The 20,499-nt window shown below is 59.2% G+C and carries 17 protein-coding genes; 7 read left to right on the top strand and 10 right to left on the bottom strand.

The features are described 5' to 3' along the window. Positions 1-75: 75 nt before the first annotated feature. Positions 76-759: a hypothetical protein gene (locus IPM39_08640; GenBank protein MBK8986136.1), complete on the bottom strand. Its 684-nt coding sequence runs from the start codon at positions 757-759 to the stop codon at positions 76-78. A gap of 230 nt (positions 760-989) precedes the next feature. On the opposite strand from IPM39_08640, the gene IPM39_08635 reads away from it, so the two are divergent. Continuing rightward, positions 990-2,099, top strand: a complete 1,110-nt coding sequence (locus IPM39_08635) for a phosphotransferase (protein MBK8986135.1) — start codon at positions 990-992, stop codon at positions 2,097-2,099. 11 nt (positions 2,100-2,110) lie between these two features. Beyond that, positions 2,111-4,507: a tetratricopeptide repeat protein gene (locus IPM39_08630; GenBank protein ID MBK8986134.1), complete on the top strand. Its 2,397-nt coding sequence runs from the start codon at positions 2,111-2,113 to the stop codon at positions 4,505-4,507. 139 nt (positions 4,508-4,646) lie between these two features. Here IPM39_08630 and IPM39_08625 read toward each other — a convergent pair whose 3' ends face one another. Continuing rightward, positions 4,647-6,017, bottom strand: coding sequence for a LysM peptidoglycan-binding domain-containing protein (locus IPM39_08625; protein ID MBK8986133.1), 1,371 nt, complete (start codon positions 6,015-6,017; stop codon positions 4,647-4,649). A 163-nt stretch (positions 6,018-6,180) separates the two neighbouring features. On the opposite strand from IPM39_08625, the gene IPM39_08620 reads away from it, so the two are divergent. Next, positions 6,181-6,999, top strand: a complete 819-nt coding sequence (locus tag IPM39_08620; protein MBK8986132.1) for an MBL fold metallo-hydrolase — start codon at positions 6,181-6,183, stop codon at positions 6,997-6,999. Here IPM39_08620 and IPM39_08615 read toward each other — a convergent pair. Then, complete coding sequence (locus tag IPM39_08615) at positions 6,965-8,155, bottom strand: MFS transporter (protein ID MBK8986131.1); 1,191 nt, start codon at positions 8,153-8,155, stop codon at positions 6,965-6,967. The two genes, IPM39_08620 and IPM39_08615, sit on opposite strands and share 35 nt — an antisense overlap. Before the next feature lie 252 nt (positions 8,156-8,407). On the opposite strand from IPM39_08615, the gene IPM39_08610 reads away from it, so the two are divergent. After that, positions 8,408-9,550 carry a hypothetical protein gene (locus IPM39_08610; protein ID MBK8986130.1) on the top strand — a complete coding sequence of 381 codons (1,143 nt, stop codon included), beginning with the start codon at positions 8,408-8,410 and terminating at the stop codon, positions 9,548-9,550. Positions 9,551-9,634: 84 nt separating this feature from the next. Continuing rightward, positions 9,635-10,447, top strand: coding sequence for a universal stress protein (locus IPM39_08605; GenBank protein ID MBK8986129.1), 813 nt, complete (start codon positions 9,635-9,637; stop codon positions 10,445-10,447). 36 nt (positions 10,448-10,483) lie between these two features. On the opposite strand, the gene miaA is transcribed toward IPM39_08605, so the two are convergent. Genes miaA through IPM39_08585 form a run of 4 tightly spaced genes read right to left on the bottom strand, consistent with a single transcriptional unit; the run spans position 10,484 to position 14,122 of the window. Beyond that, entirely contained in the window at positions 10,484-11,398 is a 915-nt protein-coding gene (gene miaA / locus IPM39_08600; GenBank protein ID MBK8986128.1) for a tRNA (adenosine(37)-N6)-dimethylallyltransferase MiaA, read from the bottom strand. Next, positions 11,398-11,763, bottom strand: coding sequence for a YraN family protein (locus tag IPM39_08595; GenBank protein ID MBK8986127.1), 366 nt, complete (start codon positions 11,761-11,763; stop codon positions 11,398-11,400). The genes miaA and IPM39_08595 overlap by 1 nt, the downstream gene beginning before the upstream one ends. A gap of 11 nt (positions 11,764-11,774) precedes the next feature. Continuing rightward, complete coding sequence (locus IPM39_08590) at positions 11,775-12,974, bottom strand: hypothetical protein (GenBank protein MBK8986126.1); 1,200 nt, start codon at positions 12,972-12,974, stop codon at positions 11,775-11,777. Positions 12,975-13,030: 56 nt separating this feature from the next. Beyond that, on the bottom strand, positions 13,031-14,122 hold the full coding sequence (locus IPM39_08585) for a hypothetical protein (protein MBK8986125.1): 1,092 nt from the start codon (positions 14,120-14,122) through the stop codon (positions 13,031-13,033). A gap of 120 nt (positions 14,123-14,242) precedes the next feature. On the opposite strand from IPM39_08585, the gene IPM39_08580 reads away from it, so the two are divergent. Both IPM39_08580 and IPM39_08575 read left to right on the top strand, forming a co-directional pair. Continuing rightward, complete coding sequence (locus IPM39_08580) at positions 14,243-15,601, top strand: transposase (GenBank protein ID MBK8986124.1); 1,359 nt, start codon at positions 14,243-14,245, stop codon at positions 15,599-15,601. 196 nt (positions 15,602-15,797) lie between these two features. Then, positions 15,798-15,974 (top strand): hypothetical protein, encoded by a 177-nt coding sequence (locus IPM39_08575; protein ID MBK8986123.1) that lies wholly within the window; start codon positions 15,798-15,800, stop codon positions 15,972-15,974. Here the strand turns inward: IPM39_08575 and IPM39_08570 are convergent. The 3 genes from IPM39_08570 to IPM39_08560 form a co-directional block, all read right to left on the bottom strand. Further along, a complete protein-coding gene (locus IPM39_08570) occupies positions 15,971-16,480 on the bottom strand; it encodes a cyclic nucleotide-binding domain-containing protein (protein ID MBK8986122.1) in 510 nt (169 codons plus the stop codon). The two genes, IPM39_08575 and IPM39_08570, sit on opposite strands and share 4 nt — an antisense overlap. Positions 16,481-16,714: 234 nt before the next feature. Then, positions 16,715-17,824 carry a transaldolase gene (gene tal / locus IPM39_08565; protein MBK8986121.1) on the bottom strand — a complete coding sequence of 370 codons (1,110 nt, stop codon included), beginning with the start codon at positions 17,822-17,824 and terminating at the stop codon, positions 16,715-16,717. Between the two features lie 79 nt (positions 17,825-17,903). Continuing rightward, positions 17,904-20,393 (bottom strand): hypothetical protein, encoded by a 2,490-nt coding sequence (locus IPM39_08560; GenBank protein ID MBK8986120.1) that lies wholly within the window; start codon positions 20,391-20,393, stop codon positions 17,904-17,906. Positions 20,394-20,499: the final 106 nt, after the last annotated feature.

Genomic DNA, 20,499 nt, shown 5'->3' with positions numbered 1-20,499 from the left:
GTTGCATGAAATTAAGAGCCGCCGGTTGAAAATTGACAATTGCCAATTGCCAATTAGCCATTGGCAATTGACTGTTTAGGGTTCCTGGCACGTCCAGGTTACTGTCAAATCCACCTGCGCGTCCGGGTCGGGGCTGCTGTTTTGCATAGAGGCCACTTCCACCAGGCCGGTAGCGGTGAATGCGCCGGAGCCATCGGCGGCGACTTGGGCAACGGCCGTTGCCCCCTCCCCGCGCTCAAACGTCCGGTCGCCAATTGACAGCACCGGGAACATATCCGGCAAAGCGCCTGTTTTGGTGTGCTGCATCGCATACTGACCCGGCCCGGTGTATTCGCCCAGCGCCGTTAACGCCACGATGACCACCGGCGTCTGCTCAAACGCCTGCACCATCGGCAAATCCAGGTGGCGCGACGCGCCCCCGGCGGCCCATTCGGCGCAGCTGGGAATATTGCCGCCGATGCCGCTGGTAAAATCGGCCGTGATGCTGCCGCTGATCTGGACATGGGTGCAAAAGGGGAAGTACTCTTCGCAGCCGGCGTCGGCGACCGGTTCAGGGGCGGCGGGTTGGGTGGTGGGAACGGCCGTTGGTGGGTTAACGGCCGTCTGGCTGCTGGCCTCCTGACCGCCCACAGCCTCCTGGCCGCCCATGGCCTCCTGGTCGCCACTGGCCTCCTGACCGCCCATGGCTTCCGAGCCACCACACGCCACGCCAGCGATCATGCTGCACAGCAACAAACACAAAACGAGAACTTTTTTCATCAGGCGTCACTCCTTGTTGGTTAATGGTGATCGTGGTCGTTTCGATTGTTTCAATCGTCAAAATCACCCGTTTCATTTCCATCGCGTTAAAATAACTGCTCCTTGCGTGACAAAGGTGACATTTTGTGACAACTGGCAGAGAAAAGATAGAATACGCGCCCAATGACACGACCAACCGGTAAACGGCCGTCTTTCAGGCAGTGCATCTCATCCAGCAGGTACACAAGAATATGACGCAAGATGTTTCTTCTATCATTCAGTCTATTGAACGGGGGCAAATAACGGCCGTTGCCCGCCAGGCCACCCAACGTCCCAGCCTACACGTCCAGGATTGGAAAGTGCGCCAGCTTGGCGGGGGTTTGGGCAACCCGGTCAGCGTGGGACTTTATCGCTTTGTCGGTGTGGGTCAGGATGGCGACGAGCCGGTAGACTGGTCGGTTGTGCTCAAAATCGTGCAGTCACCGGCCAATGTGGGCTGGGAAAACATGGGCGAAGGAACCGACCAGAGCCACTGGAATTATTGGCGGCGCGAACTGCTCATCTACCAGTCCGACCTTTTGCAGAGCCTGCCAGACGGCCTGGCCGCGCCGCGCTGCTACGGCACGGCCGAACTGCCCGGTCACATCGCCCTGCTCTGGCTGGAAGACATTCAAGACGCTTATGCCGGTGAATGGCCGCTGGCGCGCTATGGACTGGCGGCGCGTCACCTGGGGCGGTTGAATGGGCAATACGTGGCAGAACGGCCGTCTTACCCCTGGTTCGGCCGCCAAATCACCCGCCAATGGGTGACGATGCTCTCCCAATGGCAGACGATTCCCTGGCAGCATCCAGTCGTCTTGCGGCGTTATCCCCCGCCCGATACCAACTCATTCCGCCGCCTGCTGCTGGAAAACAAACGCTTTCTGGCGGCGCTGGACCAACTGCCCCACACCCTTTGCCACGGCGACACCTATCCCACCAACTTTATGTCGCGCCGTCTGCCGGATGGTCAGGAGCAAACAGTGGGGCTGGATTGGGCGCTGATGGGCATTGAACCGGTGGGTTACGACCTGGGCCAGCTTGTTTTTGGGGCGCATCTGAATTTAACGGCCGTGCCGCCAGGAGACATCACCGAAACCCTGTTTGCCCACTACCTGGATGGCTTGCGCGATGCGGTCTGCACCATTGATCCGCAGCAGGTGCGCCTGGGTTTTACCGCTTCAGCCGCCTTCCGTATTGGCCTGTTCCAGGTTTATTTGCTCAGCCAGACGCTCCACGATGCGCCTGAAGAAACGCCGGTCACGCTGCCTCCTGACTGCTTTGAACTGCTCATGGCCCGTGAGGCTTATAACCTGCTGTAAATCCGAAATCTATGCAACCAGCCGCTAACTTGCCTGACACGTTTGGCGCGGCGCTGCGCTTTTTGCGCAAACGCGCCCGCCTGACCCAAGATGAACTGGGGCGCGCCGTTGGCTACAGCCGCGAGCAAATCGCCCGCCTGGAAAACGGCTCCCGCCTGCCCGACCTGACCCTCATCGCGGCGCTGTTTGTGCCCGCGCTGCTGCTGGAACGGGAACGCGCCCTGGTGGAGCAGTTCCTGGCGCTGGCCGGGCAAACCCGGCGCGACCGGCAGATCACCATCACCCACACCAAAGAGACGCGCGTCCAACTGGTGCAGGAAACGATCACCACTTCCGCGCCCGGCCACACGCCGCCCGCGCCGCTGCTGCCGCTGCTCGGTCGGCAGACAGAGGTAAACGATTTAGCCCTTCGCTTGCAGACGGCCCGGCTCATCACTCTGGTGGGCGCGCCGGGCATTGGCAAGACGCGCCTGGCGCTGGAGGTGGCCCACGCCACTCTGGGGCAGTTTGCCGATGGGGTGGTCTTTGTGTCGTTGGCGGAGGCGCAAACGCCGGCCGACATTCCCTACGCCGTGTTACGCCAATTGGACATCGCCCCTGCGCCGCAGCAAACGGCCGTCGCCGCCCTACTTGCCTACCTTGCCCCCCGCAGCCTGCTGCTGGTGCTGGACAACTGTGAACATCTGCTGGAAAGCGCCACCCTCTTCACCGATTGGCTGGCGCAAGCGCCGCGCCTGAAGCTGCTTTGCACCAGCCGCACGCCCCTGGATTTGTACGGCGAACAGGAGTGGCCGCTGGCCCCGCTGCCTGTGCCCGATCTGGCGCAACGGCCGTCGCCCGCCTGGGCAGACACGGCGGCGATGCAGCTTTTGCTGGCGCGGGCGCAGGCCATAGACCCCGCCTTCGTCCTGAGCGACGATAATTTGCTACCCCTGGCAACGTTGTGCGCCGCGCTGGATGGGCTGCCGCTGGCGGTGGAATTGGCCGCCGCCCGCCTGCGCGATCATGATCCCGCCAATCTGGTGCAGCAGCTTCTCATGCTGCGCGGCAACAATCAACTCGCCTCTACCTGGTTGCAGCAGACGCGGCGCAACGTGGCCGAACGGCATCGCACGCTGCACGCGGCCATCGCCTGGAGCGCCCACCTGCTGCCGGCCGTCGCCCAAAACGCTTTTTATCGCCTGGGCGTTTTTGTGGGCGGGGGTGTGGCCGCGGCCGCCGAAGCCATTGCCCAGGCGGACGCCGCTTTGCTGGCGCAGTTGGCGCGGGCGAATCTGGTGTGGGTGAGTAACGGCCGTTTCCACCTGCTAGAAACCCTGCGCGCCTTCGCCCTGGAACAACTCGCCGCCGCCGGCCAATTGCCGGACTGCCAGCAGGCGCACGCCCATTACTTCGCCCAATTCACCCAGGAGGTGTTTGCCGGGCTGTTGGGCGATGAGCAAGGGGTCTGGATGGCACGGGCGCTGGCCGAACAGGATAACTTTTTGGCGGCGCTGCGGTGGGCGGTGGCGGTGGGGGATGGAGAAACGGCCGTTGCCATTGCCGGAAATCTGTGGTGGTTCTGGTATCGGCGCAGCCTGTTTGCTCTGGGGCGGGAACTGCTCACAGCCGCTTTGCAGCTTCCTTCCACCGACCTGTCGCAGCGCGCCCGCGCCCTCAATGGCCTGGCCTCCTTTTGCATGGAGCTGGGCGATTACGCCGCCAACCTGGCCTACCACGAGGAAGGGTTGGCCTTGCGCCGCCAGCTTGGTGACCGCCTGGGCATTGCCACGGCGCTGCATAACCTGGGCCTCAGGGCCTACAGCATGGGTGATTATGTCCTGGCGGCCGAGCGGCTGACAGAAAGCATGGCCGTTTACCCGGAAGGCGATCACGCCTCCGAATTGGCTCACTTGGGGCTGATTGCCCAGGAAACGCTGGATTTGGCCGGGGCGCGTGATTATTTGCAGCGCGCTTACGACGCGGTGCGAGAAACAGGCGATAGCTGGCTGCACGCCTTTGTCAGCAATTATCTGGCCGATGTGCTGCGCGAATTGGGGGATCTAGAGGCCGCAGAGCAGTTAGCGCAGGAAAGTTTGCGCATTTTCAGCGAGTTGGAAGACAGCCATTTCCAGCCCGACGCGCATCTGACGCTGGCGCAAATTGCCATGAATCGGGGGACGTATGACACGGCCGTTTCTCTGGCAGCGCTGGCATATGCGCAATATGCGGCGCGGGATGATGCCATCTTGATGGCCGCCGCCCTGTTGGTACAGGCGGAGTTAGCATGGGAAATAGGCGAGGCTGAAGAAGCGACGGCTTCATTTACGCGGGCACGGGCGCTGCGCCAGACGGGGAAACGGGACATATCCCCACACGAACGGGCGCAGTACACGATTCTGGCCGCGAAGTTGGGAGTGGCGGGTTAGCCATTTCTAGCAGCCTGTCGGAAAGAGAATTTTGGGACGCAGATTTGGCAGATTCACCCAGATTTTTGTCGCTTCTTGCCCCAAAATCAGCGTTTTTCAGCGTTTATGTGCATCCTATTTCGACTTCTCCGATGGGCTGCTAAGGCGACGGCGTGGACGACGGCCGTGGCGTGGGGGTAAGAGTAGGCGTCGGGGTGGGTACGGCCCCTTCCCAAACAAAAAAAGCGTCCCGGCTGCTTTGCCCGCTGTAAGTGTAAATGGGCAGGCCGTCAGCGCGCCAATCGGTAACGCGCACAATGCTGACCCCCCAGCGCAGACTGTGGGGTTCCGCCACGGGCGGCCGCCAGCTTGACGGAACTCGGAACGCATTGTCGCGCGTAAAGCCGCGATACGGCGCACTATCTAGCGCATTCAGATCGGTCAGCTCCACCATGTACCATTCATCGGCGGCCAGGTCCTTGACGGCTACCCATTGCAGCGCGACCGGGCTGTCGGGCGGGGAGATGACGGCATTCTGCACCGGGTACAACAGCCGAGGGCCGGACGGCGGTGGCGTCAACGATGGCGTCGGTGAGGGGCCGGGCGTGGGCGGCAAGGTAGCGTTGTAGACAATGGTCGGCACACACACAGTATCACCCGGCTGAATGATGGATTGGTTGGTAAGACGGTTGACCAGCAGGAACAAGTCGTAGTCCACGTCGAAACGGGCAGAGATGGCCGACAGCGAATCGCCAGAGACCACTTCATACCGCTGGCAGTTTGTCGGATCGGCGATAACCAGTTCGCCGTTGACCTCCACCCCCACGGGAATGAGCGGCGGCGTGGGCGTAGGATAAGGGATTTCCAGGGTTTGTCCGGCCAAAATGGGCGATTCGGGCGAGAAATTATTGGCGCTGGTGATAGACTCAACCGAAACGCGGTAACGCAGCGCCAGACCAAACAGCGTATCGCCGCTGTTGACGGTGTGCAGGCGCGGCGGCGGCGGCGTGTCGGTGGGGGCCGGCGTGTGGGTGATGGTCGGCGTGGCGCTGGGTGGCAGGGTAGCGGTAGGCAGCGGCGTGCTGGTTGGCGTGGTGGTGAACGTGGGCGGGATGGGCGTGGGGGTGGGAACGAGAGCCAGGACGAGGTTAGGGTCGCGGTACTGCCAGACCAGGCTACCCAAGACGAGAATGATCACGGCGAACACGGCCGTTAACCAAAACAGCGCCGACGACGGCCGTTCACGCAGCACCGATTCAAACACGTCGGGGATGGGCGCTGGGGCAGCGGGCGCTGGGGCAGCGGGCGCTGGGGCAGCGGGCGCTGGGGCAGCGGGCGCTGGGTCAGCGGGCGTTTCCGGCGCAGGACGCGCAGTCGGCGCCGTCGGTGGCTGCGCTGTGGTCGCCGCCGGACGGGCCGGAATAGCCGCGCCACACATCAGGCACACTGTCGCTTCGCCGGCCACCACACTGTCGCACCGGGGACAGCGGACCACTGGTTGGCTCACCGCCCCCTCGTTTTTATCACGCATACCAATCCTTTTTTCACTCAAAACAGGGCATTATACCCAACGTTGGGTGGGGTCACAATAACGGCCGTCCAATGCTTATGGGAACCTTATGCAGCGATGAACAAGCGATAAGCAAACAACGGCCGGGAACGCTGGCTGCCGCAAGCTGCCTTATACTACAGCCATGATGAAAGAACAAACAGATAACGGCCGTGCTGCGCAGCGCATCACCTACGTCGGTCACGCCACGGTGTTGATCGAAATGGACGGCGCGCGTCTGCTGACCGACCCAGTTTTACGCGGCCATCTGGCCCATCTGGCTCACCGCACGCGGCACATGCCACTGGCCGATTTCCAGGACATAGACGCCGTGCTGATCTCCCATCTGCACTGGGATCATCTGGATTGGCCGTCGCTGGACCGCCTGGGGCGGCACATACGGCTGATTGTGCCCGGCGACAGCGCGGTTTATTTTGCCCGCCAGGGATTCACCAACGTGGAGGAGCTGCGGGCGAATGAGGAAACGGCCGTAAACGGCCTGAAAATACGGGCAACCCCTGCGGTACACGACGGCCGTCGTCATCCCAAAGGCCCATCCGCTCAGCCCAATGGCTACCTGGTAGACGGCCGTCGCACCATCTACTTTGCCGGCGACACCGACATCTTCCCGGAAATGGCCGACCTGAGCGCGCAGCTAGACGTGGCCTTGCTGCCAGTGTGGGGCTGGGGACCCACATTGGGCAAGGGGCATCTCGACCCCGAACGTGCCGCCCTGGCCCTGACCCTGCTGCGGCCGCAAATCGCTATCCCCATTCATTGGGGGGCGCTGCACCCCATCGGCATGGGGCTGTTTAACCCCGCCTTCCTCCGACTGCCGCCGCTGGCCTTCGCCCGGCGCGCCGCCGAGTTAGCGCCTGAAGTCCATACTCACATTTTGTCGCTGGGGGATACACTTTCGCTGGTTGGCATTAACGCGGCAAATAACGGAGCGCCGGTAGGCTGACAAACGCCGCCAAACCGCTGATTAAAAAGGCTGTCGTCAGGCCATAACGGTCGGCCAGCAGACCAACCACCCAGATGGCGGCGGCGCGGATGAGGAAGTTGACAGCCAGATAGCTGCCATTTGCCAGAGCGCGGTGGTTGGGGAACTGGTCTTGGACAATAGCCAGGAAAACGGGCGGCGACGATAACACCGTCAGGCCAAGGGCCAGCAGCAGGGGCACAGCCAACCAGGAAGGGCCATACAAAAAAGCCAGAAGCAGCAAAGGCGAGACGGCTAACACGATGAAGAGGATGCGTTGACGGCCGTATTTATCACTCACCGTGCCGGAAATCAGAGCGCCGACCACCCCGGCCGCCTGCAAAATGGTCAACGAGGCGGCCGAGAGCCATAAGTTTGCACCCAATACATTGCTCATAAACAGGGGCAAATAGGTAGTCAGGGCCGCCTGAAGCAGCATCCCACCGGTGACAATCCAGGTCAGCGGCCAGAATATACGGCTGGCGGCCGGCCACATGTGCGAGACGGCCGTCAGCGCCGGATCACCGGCAGGCATCGCCGCAACGTGACGCAGGCGAAAATACAAAATCAACGACACCACCCAGCCGACAAACATCAGCCGCCACATGCCTTCCAGCCCCCACCAGGCGACAGCAGCGGCGGCCACCACCGGCCCCACCGTGCGGCCCAATTCGCCGCTGGCCATGAAGATGCTCATCCCCTTGCCCATACGGCGGCCGGAAATGTTGGCGATCATCGCCGGGGCGGGCGCGTGGAACGCGGCAATGCTGACGCCAGAAGCCAGCAGCAGCAGCGCCAGCGAAAGGTACGTAGAGGTCAGTCCCATGCTGCTCATCAGGGTAGCTGTTGCCGCCGGGGCCAGGATGATAAACCAGCGCAGGTTGGCTTTGTCGGCCAGGTAACCAATGAACGGATTGAGCAGACTGGGCAGTTGGGCGAAGATGGATAGGCTGCCCACCAGAGCATATCCCACGCTCAACCGCTCTTGCAGCACCGGCAGCAGGGGTGAGATGAAAGCCGTGTAGGTATCATGAACAAAATGACCACCGGCAATGGTCATCACCTGATCGGTTTGAAAGGCGTCGGCTGCGGCCGTTTTTTGCCCAACAATTTCGTCTATCGGCGCATCTAATTCCATGAGACATCCTTTTCCCAGGGCGCATTGCCGGGGGAGGGGAGTGTATCATAGACCGGATAAGCCTGGTAACGATTTGGTCGGCGCAACAACCTCAATGGCGGTCACCGGGCGTTTGCCTTGCACCTGCTCCAGGTGGCGGTTAGAATTTAAGCAACCCCTCAGAGTTCTCCGCAACCGCCCGGAGGAAAGACAAAGCGCCAGCAGGTTACAGGATTGCCTGACGGCCGTCTATCAGCCCAAGGAGATTAGCTCATGGATGATTCGGTAGAAACGCAACTCACGTCATCACCGAAAGAGAATATAACGCCAACTGATCTGAAAGGGCCACAAAGCAGCATACGTCCACCTATTTGGCAGCGAATCGCCTGGGGCAAAATTGGCCTCTTCATCGTCAGCTTGTTCCTCTTCATTTTAGGCATCACCCAAATGAAGGAAGGCGCACGCGACCTGGCGCCGCTGGTGCAAAACCAATTCGCCGTCACCAATGCCGTCAACAGCCTCGGTTTTGGTTGGCTCTTTGCCTACATAGTCATGAGCGGTTCACCGGTGGCTGCCGCCGCCCTAACCTTTTTCGACGCCGGGGTATTGGATGAATTGGGCACATTTACAATGATTACCGGCAGCCGGTTAGGCGCAAGTTTTATTGTGCTGTTTATCGGTTTCATTTACGTCTTACGCGGCCGGAACAAACGCGATAGTCTGGGAATGGGTTTGTTGTCGCTTTCGGTTACGGGCAGCACGTACCTGGTTGCCCTGGTTGTAGGCATTTATTTGCTGCAATCTGGTGTGCTGCATTCGTTTCAATTGCAATCTGGCGCACTTTTGAATTCTGTAACAGACCTGATTTTTGACCCCATGGTGAATTTTCTGCTGGCCCTGCTGCCGCGTTGGGCGCTGTTTCTGACTGGCCTGGGAACCATCATGGTTAGCTTCAGCCTGTTTGATCGCTGCCTGCCGCAGATGTCGGTGAAGGAAAGCCAGGTGGGCCAGATATCGCGGCTGATTTACCGGCCCTGGGTGATGTTTTTGCTAGGAGCTTCTATCACGCTCATCTCCATGTCGGTGAGTGTGTCGCTAAGTATTTTGGTTCCGTTGAGCCACCGCGGATTTGTACGGCGGGAAAATGTGATTCCCTATATCATGGGAGCCAACATCACGACGTTTGTTGATACCTTGTTGGCGGCCGTTTTGTTGAACAATCCCCCGGCTTTCACGGTGGTGCTGGCAGAAATGATCAGCATTACCATCGTATCTATTATCATATTGGCCTTTATCTATCAGCGTTATGCGCGGGCGATGTTGAATTTCTCTGGCTGGGTAACGAGAGATAACCGCAATTTAACATTTTTTATGATGTCTATTTTGATTATTCCGATTGTCTTGTTGTTGGTTTAAGGCGATGGGGTTGTTGGTTGGTTGACCAACGAACAAGTGAACCAACGACCTTGCCCGGTAATGGAGGAACACAACGTGATGCATATGTTGATTGCAACAGGAGGCGCACCCCATTCTGATACGGCCGTGCGCCTGGGTGGGCGGTTGACGGCAATGATGAATGGATCGGTTACGCTGCTGACTGTGGTGAAGCATGATAACAAAAGGGCGCAAGGCGCGGCCATTTTGGCCAACGCGGCCAATCTGCTGCCACAAGAAGGGATTACGGCCGTCGCCAGCAAAATTCGCATCGGCCGTGCCGTTGACGAAATCGCCCTGGAAGCCAGACAAGGAGCTTACAATCTGGTGGTCGTTGGGTCGCGCCCCATTCATCAACTGGTCAAACGCATGATCGGTCCGGTAGCCCAACGGGTGATGCTGCGCGCCGGCTGCCCGGTCCTCATTGCCAAAAGCGAACCGACCAGCCTGAACCGGCTGCTCATCTGCGAAAGCGGCCGCGAACCATCCCTGTTGCAGCGGCTTATGACACACCTGCCTAACTTGCTCCAAACAGGAGCAGACATCACCGTTCTGCACGTAATGTCCCAGATTGTCGCCGGGCCAGGCATTCCAGAATGGCAGTTGTATGCCAGCGCCGCCGAATTAATAGCCGAACACACTCCAGAAGGTGAACTGTTGAAAAACGATGTGGCGCTGTTAACGGAAAGCAAAAACGCGCCTCAGGTTAAAATTCGGCATGGATTGGTGGTGGATGAGATCGTCGCCGAAGCCAACTCAGGTGATTATGACCTGGTGGTGATTGGCACGCACATCGGCTCTGGCTGGGAGCGGCTCTTGCTAGACGACGTGAGCCACGCCGTGGTGACTCAGGTGAACCAGGCGTTGTTGGTCCTATAGGCGAGATGGGTCCAATCTGCGCAATTGGACTTATGGTTAAGCGTTGAGCCAACGGCCGACAGCGGACAGCACGGCCGTTTCCACCCCCACAGCCCCCATATCAAACCAGGTAATCGCCGGGTCATCTGGACGGAACCAGGCGCCTTGCTGCCGGGCAAAGCGGTGGGTCTCGAATTTGATGCGCTCGACCGCCGCCGCCAGATCCATTTCGCCATCCAGATAGGCCGCCAACTGCTGGTAGCCCAACCCACTCATCGCCGGAAGGGAACGGCCGTAGCCTTTTGCCCGCAGCGCCGCCACCTCGGCCAACAACCCATCGGCCATCATCTGGTCTACGCGCTGGTCAATACGCCGATACAGTTGATCCCGCTGGCGCGTCAGGCCAATGTGGTAGATGGCATAGGGTGGCGGCGTTTTGCGCTGCAATTCGGAGATGGGGCGGCCCATCACCAACGTCACTTCCAGGGCGCGAATCACCTGGCGGACATTGCGGGCATCTATGCGCACCGCCGCTGCCGGGTCTAACACGGCCAGCCAACGGGCCAATTCGGCGGCGGGCACGGCCGTTAACGCCTGGCGCAGCGTCGGCTGCGGCGCGACGCGAGGGATGCCCCACCCTTCCACCACCGCCCGGACGTATTGGCCTGTGCCACCGACCAGAATGGGCAAACGGCCGCTGCCCAATACCGCCTCAATCGTGCGATACGCCGCCTGCTGATAGTCGCCCAAAGTCATTGTTTCGTCCGGTTCACAGATGTCTATCAGGTGGTGGGGGACGATGGCGCGTTCGGCGGCGGTTGGTTTGGCCGTGCCCACATCCATGCCGCAGTAAAACAGGCGCGAATCGGCGGAGATGATTTCGCCGCCCAGCGTCTGCGCCAAACGCAGGGAGAGGGTAGTTTTACCAACGGCCGTTGGTCCCACAATGACCAGCAATCTGCCCTGCACCATCACCACCCCAACACCGCATTGGGCACATGGTCGCAGCGCAGCAGTTTGCCCGCTTTGTCCAGCTCCACTGCCACCAGATCAATACGCCAATCCACATCCAGATCATGGGCCAAAACATATGCCTGAGCGACGGCCAACAATTTTTTTTGTTTAACGGCCGTCAGCCCTTCTTCCGGCGTGCCCATATCATAGCCGCGCCGTGTTTTCACTTCGACAAAAACCCATTCCGCGCCCGCTTTGGCGACTAGATCCACTTCCCCATCACGGCAGCGCCAATTGCGGGCCACAATCTGGTATCCCTGGGCTTCCAGATAAGTCGCCGCCACCGATTCGCCCCATCGTCCCAACTTCTGTCGCTCATTCATAGGTCATCGTCTTATCCGTGGAAATTAGACCTTATGGGTTTTCTGAAGCCCTTAAAATCTTGCCCTACCGGGGCCAGCAGCAAACGATGCGCCAAACCGGCGATGTCTTCGGCCGCATGTGGCCGCGCCAACTCCCGACAAAGAGCGCGCATGGCCGCCAACTGGGCCGCATCAGTCAACAAGTCGGCAATCTGACCAGCCAGATGGTCAATTTCGGCAGCGCCAATCGCCGCGCAGCCTTCACCGGCCAGCCAAGCGGCGTTGGCCCGTTCCTGGCCGGGGCCAATGCCGGCCAACAGCAGCGGCAGGTCGCAGCTTAACGCTTCGGCCACTGTCAGGCCGCCGGGTTTGGTCAACATCAGGTCACTGGCGCGCATCCAATCGGCAACATTTTGCACAAAGGGCAGCAGCGTCACCGCCACCGGCAGCCGCCCGGCCAACCGTTGCAGCGCCGCCAGATTGTCCCGGTTTTGCCCGGTAATGACCACGATTTGCCATTCGGCGGCCAACGGCCGTTGTCCTCCAGCCCAATACTGAAACAACTGCCGCATCAGGCTGGCAATCTGCTCGTATGGTTCAATGCGCCAGCCACCGGTGATGGCTAACAAAGTTGGTTTGTCGGCCAGGGCGAACTGCCGACGCAGCGCGGCTCGCGGGCGCACCGCGCAGTGGAAGTGGTCGGCGATAGGGATGCCCAACGGATAAACCTGGTCGGCCGGAAAGCCGCGGGCAATCAGGCGACGGCGGGCCGCTTCGGCGGCGACCACGTAAGCGGCCATGCGCTCCACCGGCCAGAGGCCATTGACCATAAAATCGGTAGCGACATTAAGGGTGGGCAGAGAACGGCCGTCTTTTAGCCACAACAGGCTCAAAATCCGCGCCGGCAGGGCGTGGGTACACACACAGATGGCTGGCTGCATTTCGGCCAACATCTCGCGCATCAGACCTGGCAAATCGGCCAACAGCAGCAGCCGGTCCACGCCGCGCAGCGCCTCGTCATCGGCCCAATATTGATCGTAAAACGAGGCGGCTATTTTCAGCAGCAGGGCGCTCAGGCTGTTCGCCAGGTCGGGCAAGCGGGGTGACACAACCGATAACAAGTCTACTGTGTGGCAGCGCCAGCCAAACTGCCGGGCGAAGGTGTCGGCCAGGACTTCTGCGGCGCGCCGGTGACCGGAGCCAATCGAGACGTAGAGGATGAGCGCGTTCAAAAATAGGACCGGATGGTGATGAGTTGGTTGGTCACCAGGCAGATTCTGCCACAAAATCAAACATGGGTCAGCAGCCAGCGGTAGAGATGGGTCAACGCCAGGGTGCTGGCCCATTGATGAATATGTTCCGGGTGGCCGCCAAAGGAACGTTGGCTGACTGAAACGCCCTGCGCCGAAGCCAGATAGACGCTTAGCTGCACCCCACCGGGCATTATATCGTTGTAGATGAGGAGGGAGAGGTCAACGGCCGTTTGTCGCAGCATCATTTCCACCGCCCCACGACACCACTGAGACAGAGCCACAGCGGCGTCTGGCGCGGCGATGCCGATGGCCGCCGCCAGCTCGGCCGGGTGGGTGATTGGCAGGAATGTGACGCGGGGGGAGGGAACGGCCGTCTCTTCCCTCATCGCCTGCGCCAGCGCCTGGTCGGTGTGGCATTCGCCAATGGTCAGCGCGTAATCGCCTTTCGCCAACAGCGCCAGAACCACCGTTTCTAATCGGTCGTGGTTCTGCCCATACACATGGTCGCCTAAACGGGCCGATACTTCCTCCTGTAACTGGGCCAACTGCGCCTGTACCGCAGCCGGACTTTCGGCCACAACTCGCAGGCGCACATTGGTTTGCCCGGCGTAAGAATCAAAGCCAATCCATTGGTTCGGTTGCAGTGGTAAATCGGCCAACTGCTGGCGAAGGCTGCTCTCCATGACGCCGGCGGTGCGCAAAATGCGCAGGCCAGACTGCAAGTTGATTCGCGCCTGCAAATAAGGCAGCACTTCCGTTTCCAACAAATAAGACATCTCGCGCCGATCGCCAGGTAGGCAAACCAGTATGCCGGGCGCATGTTCCACAATAAAACCAACATTTCTGGAAGAAACCACGCCCAACTGGATGACGCCCACCAACGTCTGTTTTTGTGGGTCTATACGAATTTGAACGGCCGTTGCCACCGCCTGAGTCGTCAATTCATCAGGGCCATCCGCCAGACCGCCGGTGGTCAGCACCACGTCGGCGCGCGCCAGGGCAATGCGCAGCGCATCGGTGATGCGCTCCAGGTCATCACCCACTGTAACCTTGTAAATTAGCTCAACGCCCAATTCTTGCAGGCTGCGGGAAATATAAGCTGCATTGGTGTCCAAAACGTCGCTCATAAGCAGCCTGGTACCAATGCTAATGATTTCAGCTTTCATGGCCCCCTTGAAAATAGCTAGCAGCTTGTCGGAGAAGATACGTTTCTCCGAACAAAAATGATTTCGGTGTAAACTTTGGGTATGGCAAGAAAATTCAGAACTGCTGATTACGAAAAGACCCTGGACCTGCAAATCACCTTGCGCGATGTCCTGCCACCCGACCATTTGGCTCGCTTCATTGTCGCTGTCGTCGCCCAACTTGATTTGGGGATCATGTATAGAAAGTATAGCGAGCAGGGTGCGCCACCATACGCCCCGGAAGTGATGTTGGGATTGCTGTTCTACAGCTATGCCAGCGGCGTATTCAGTTCGCGCAAGATTGAACGCGCCACCCATGAGGTGATTCCCTTTCGTTTCATTACCGGTGACATGCACCCCGACCATGACACGATTGCGGCTTTCCGCCAACAATTTCTGGCTGAACTGAAAGAGTTGTTTGTCCAGATACTGTTGATTGCCCAGGCGATGGGCTATTTGCAATTGGGTAACGTCAGTCTGGATGGCAGCAAAATCCATGCCGATGCGTCCAAGAGCAAAGCGGTCAGTTACCAGCGGCTGTTGGCTATCGAAGCCTATCTGCAAGCCGAAGTCGAGGAGTTGTTCACTTTGGCTGAAGTTGCCGATGGAGGACAACTGCCCGAAGAGATGAACATTCCCGATGAGATTGCCCGACGCCAGCAGCAATTGGCGCGGCTGGCCGAAGCCAAGAAGGTGCTGGAGGAACGCGCCCAGGCCCGGTATGAAGCCGAGCAAGCCGAATACGAGGCCAAGATGCAAGCCCGGGCCGAAAAGACCGACCCACAGGGAAAAAAGCCGCCGGGCAAACCACCGCAGCCACCCACTCCAGGACCCAGAGATAAAGACCAGTACAACTTCACCGACCCCGAATCGCGCATCATGAAAAACGCCACCAACAGCGGCTTTGACCAACATTATAACGTCCAGGTAGTGGTTGACCATGACAGTCGTCTGGTAGTGGGCAATTGGTTGTGTGACCATACCAACGATAAACAGGCCGCCCTGCCAACTCTCGACACCGTACCACCAGTCGTGGGTCAGCCGAAAAAGGTCAATTTGGACACCGGCTATTTCAGCGAAAACAACATCGCCAGCTTGGAAGCGCGCGGCATTGACCCCTACATCGCCACCGGTCGCAGCCCACACCATCAGGGTTGGCGTGCCTTTTTCCTGGACAATCCCAACCCGCCACCCAATGATGCTTCCGTCAAAGAGCAAATGGCTTACAAACTGCAGACCACCCTCGGCAAAGCCACCTACCGTTTGCGCAAATCGACGGTTGAACCGGTTATCGGTATCATCAAGGAAACCTTGGGTTTCCGTCAGTTTTCTCTGCGAGGCCTGGTTGCTGCCGGTGGCGAATGGACATTGGTTTGTCTGGCTTACAACTTGAAACGATTGCATACCTTGCAGGTTGGTTGATGGGGGCGTTATTGCCCCCTGCCTGATGCCCGAAAACGGGCTGTAAAACCGTGCAAAATTCATGGTAATGAGGCCAATATGAGTTGCAAACTGCTTGTCTTGATGCTTTGAAATCGTTATTTGTCTATCATCGGGCCTTCAGAAGATATTTTTCCGACAGCCTGCTAGAGCTAGAGCTAGAGCTAGAGCTAGAGTATTGCCCGAATTCTTCTTCTCGCTCCAGCTCTTCCTCTCGCTCTCGCTCTTCCTCTCGCTCCAGCTCTTCCTCTCGCTCTCGCTCTCGCTCTCGCTCTCGCTCTCGCTCTCGCTCTCGCTCTCGCTCTCGCTCTCGCTCTCGCTCTCGCTCTCGCTCTCGCTCTCGCTCTCGCTCTAACTTTTCATTTTGGATTGGGAGAGCATTAGCTGCAATTGGCGCACCGTCAGATCGGTGTTGCGGATTTTGAAGGCCAGGTCGGCGGCCAGATTTTTCATCAGTTTATAACCCAATTCGGGGTATGTATCGCACAACAGCATCAGCCGATGGCGGGCAATTTTAAGCAGGTAGGTATCGTCGCGGCTGACCCGCACCGTAGCCGAGCGTGTGCCCTGGTCTACCAGCGCTACCTCGCCTGTCACCTGGCCCTGGCGCAGTTCTGCCAGTTTGATTGCCTCCAGGCCAGGCTGCGGGGCATCGCCAACCAGGTCTGGGCTGACGTAAATCTCCACACTGCCACGGGCGATGACGTATAAAGCGCTGCTGTTTTCATATTCGCGCAGCAGCACTTCCCCCTGCCGATACGTCCCCGGTTCGCAGATAGCCGCGACCAGTTCTAATTGCGTGGGGGTGAAGCTGTCAAAAATGTCGGTTACGGCCAGGATTGCGACAATACTTGGTTGCATGTTCTACCACCTTTGCTGCCCGGCAGACGAGCGAGCTATAGCTGACAAGATGACATCTGACAAGGTGACAAAAATGTCAGATTATGACCCTTGCGAGTATAACAGCCTATACCAGAAAAGATTGTAGCATAGGCCCATAAGCGGGGGCAATTCACATTCGGGCACTGCCAGCACCAGGGAATAAATTCCCGGGCTAAAACAGAAAGTACGCCGAAGCATACTCTGGTGGCGCAGCTAATTTGCGATGGCTGGGCGGCGTTTGCTGGCAATGGCGTCCATGAGTTGGCTAAAGGAGTGGGCAAAGGCGTCTACGCCTTTTTCTTGCAGTTGCTCAGTAACCTGGTCAAGCGAGATATTTAGTCTGTCCAGGTGGTCTAAAACGGACTGGGCGGCCGGCAGGTCTTGTTCCAGGGTGTAGGCCACACGGCCGTTGGCCCGAAACGCATCTACTGTCTCCGGTGGAATGGTGGAGACTGTCTGTGGTCCGATCAATTCGTCTATATACAGGGTGGGTGAATAGGCGGGGTTCTTGGCGCTGGTGGAGGCCCACAGCAGGCGCTGCACCATCGCCCCGGCGGCGGCCAGGTCGGCAAAGGCCGGACCGTGAAACAGTTCCTTAAAGCGCTGGTAGACGATTTTGCTGTTGGCGACGGCCGTTTTGCCCATCAGCGCCGGCACAGCCGGATCATCACGTTGGTTCAGTTCGGCGTCTACGGCCGTATCCACCCGGCTGACAAAAAAGGAAGCCACGGACGCCACTTTGCGCGGGTCGCCGCCTTTGCCCACCAGGTGGCGCAGGCCGTCTATGTAGGCATTGGCCACTGCTTCATAATGGGCCAGGCTGAACATCAGCGTCACGTTGACATTGATGCCTTCACCGATCAATTGGCGAATAGCCGGGATGCCCTGGGGCGTCGCCGGGACCTTGATCATCAGGTTGGGGCGGTTGACGGCCGTAAACAAACGCTGCGCCTCAGCCACCGTACCGGCCGTATCGCGCGCCAGGTAAGGCGACACTTCCAGGCTGACATAACCATCTTCCCGCTCCGAGAGGACGTACAATTCGGCAAACAGGTCGCAGGCGGTTTGAATATCAGCCAGGACCAGGGCTTCGTAAATAGCTGTTTCGTCGGCCCCATCGGCCACGAGCTGTCGCAGTTGGGCATCATAATCATCGCTGCCACCAATAGCTTTTTCAAAAATAGATGGATTAGAGGTCATGCCGCGCAAGCCATCTTCCACAATTAAATGCTGCAACGTGCCATCTTGCAGCAGCCTGCGACGGATATTGTCATACCAAAAACTTTGTCCGTAAGCGTGCAGTTCTACCAGGGGATTTTCCATGTTGTTTGTTCTCCTTGCATGAGGTGCAGTCAGACCTGGCAGATTTCTGAAAACCTATCAGGTCTTGATCAACGAATGGTTACGGTGCGTCAACGCGCAGCAGCGTCAGGGTTAAAAAGTCGTCTTGGGTGATACGGCCGTTCGCCGTCACCAGTTGCAGCCGCTGAAACTGCCCATCTTCCAGCGTGTACAAGCCAATAATGATGGGATACACATCGGCCGGCGTGTCGGCCGCCAGCGTGAGGGACATTAAGGTAGATTGTACCTCACCCACCGGCCACTGCGACGTGGGTTTAGGCAAACTTTCAGACGGCAAATCTTGCGCCGCCCAGCGGGTGGTGTCCGGGTCTACCACCTGAGCGAAGAAGGTGTAATTTTTGCTCAACGGCCGTATCGCCCGCCAATACAGCGTCAGGTCCACCGTCTGCCCTGGCAGCGCCCGGCGCGGCGCCAATGCAAAACCGACCAGTTCTAGTTGATTGCCAAAGTTAACCGATGTGGGGTTGGGATATGCGCCAGGCACGGCCGTTAACGCCACAGCGCCAATCTGCGCCGCGTTCTGGTTTGTCACCACTGACGGCGCGGCGGCGGTGATGGGCAGCCGCTGGCAGGCCGGGCAGGTGGCGTAATCATACAGACCGACCATCACCTGTAAATCGGCCGGAGCAACGGCCGTTACCGGCACGGCCAACCGGTAGCGGTTGACGATGCGCTGTCCCGGTTCCAACAGCCGCGTCGCCAGCAGCCCTTGTCCGGGATACATGTCACGTTGGGCGATGGGACGGCCCAGTACGGGGTCGTTCAGGTGGACAAAAACAGTCCAGTCCCGGTCCAACGGGGCCAGCGCTTCCCATTCCAACGTCAGCCACACCGCGCCGCCAGGGGCAGCGGCCGTGTCTTCCACCGCATACCCTACCAGCCGCAGCGCATCGCCAAAGGTGACGGCCGGCGCGGCCGGCAAAGCGGCCCAAACGGGCGGCTGGTAAGCCGGTTGAATCCACAACCAGGGGGCCAGCGCGGCCACGCCAAACATGAACAGGCCCAGGCCGCCGACGGCCCAACGCGCCGGGCGGCGTGGCAGCCAGCCCACCAAACCTAAGACCAGTAGAATAGATAGGGCAGAAACGGCCGTAAACACCAGCCGCCCCTGCGACGACCAGGTGGTGGTGGCCCACTGCACCAGGCCAAAGACCACCGCGAAGGCGAACAGCAGGCAGACCACCAGGCCAAAGCGGGAAGCGACGAAGTAGAGGAGATTGGCGATTGGCAGGGGCAAAGCCGTTGCGCAGCGACATTGGCGGTTGACAGGGGCGAAGCCGTCGCGCAGCGACATTGACGATTGGTCCTGAGCTTGCCGAAGGATTGACGATTGGGGATTGCGTTTTTTTGCGCCGATTTCCAACCGCCAACTGCGCAGCTCTTGCCCCAGATAGACCAGGAAGCCGAATACGGCCGTTAGCAATACGCCATTCAGCACGGTGTAAATCCACAGCGGCATCGGCACATTCACGCCGCCAAACAGGCCCCAAAAAGACATCATAAAACCGACGCGCTCGTCCCAAAGTTGGGCCAGGGAGGCGGGCTGGGCGCGGGAACCAAGCACGGCGATAAAAGCGTTCCAGCCCAAAAAGTCACCATACAAAACGATGTTGCGGTAATACCACCAACCGGCAATAAGCAGCACCGGAACCAGGAGCAAGGCAAAGTGCAGCAGCGAGCGGACCAATAGGCTGGCAAGCTGGCGGATGGAGAGGGTACGGCCGTTCTCCCCCACCTGCGCCAACCACAACGCCATAAAAGTCGTGCCCCAGGCCAACGGCAGCAGCGCAAACGTCCCCTCTTTGGTCAGCAGCGCCAGACCAATAACCACGCCGAGAAGAAGTTGGTAACCGGGCGCGGCCAATTTGGCCTCAGGCGTTGAACGCCGCAGTCCGCAGTCCGCAATCCGCAATCCACAATCCGCAATCCTCTTCACCATCAGCCATACGGCCAGCGAAGCCAGCAAAATCGCCAGGTTGTCGTTGTTCACCGCCCCGCTGATGAAGAGAAACATAGGTAAAAAAGCGTTCACTGCCGCTGCCCCCAACGCCACTTCCGGCCTGTCCGGGGCAATGGTTTTGGCGATGAGATACGTCAGCAGCACCGTGCCGGCGCTTAAGAACACCGAAAAAAGGCGCACAATGCGCACCGCCAGCAGCGTGCCCTGCCAGGGGTTCCAGGATGGGTCATGGATCGCCAGGTTGATGTTGCCGTCTTCGGTGATGATGCCGTTGTCCACATGGGGATTCAGCCAGCGCACCTCGGCCATGTCTGAGGTGTCTAGCCAAAAGGTGAGGGCCGCGCCGAGGTAGTAATAGAGCGGCGGCTGGCTGGCTTCCTGCTTCCACGGCCCGGCCAACGCCGGGTCGAACACCTGCACCGGCAGCGGATTGCCGTTCGCCAGATGTTGGATCATGGGGTAATGCCACAGTTCGTCAGACGCTTCAAACACCGGGGTGACGATGGCGTAGGTGACGCCGAGCAGCATGAACAGGCCCAAAATGACGGCCAGCAGTCGTTTTTCACTCATAAGCGCCCGATTCTACCGACAACTGCCCAAGTTGCCACCTGTGGAATTGACACGTTTTACCTATAATCAGGTTGCAGTCTATTGAATATAATGAGGGCTTGAACAA

The organism is Candidatus Leptovillus gracilis, assembly GCA_016716065.1.
In the GTDB taxonomy this organism is placed as follows: domain Bacteria; phylum Chloroflexota; class Anaerolineae; order Promineifilales; family Promineifilaceae; genus Leptovillus; species Leptovillus gracilis.
The sequence above is the reverse complement of the archived record's forward strand: the minus strand, read 5'-3'. Positions and strand labels throughout refer to the sequence as shown.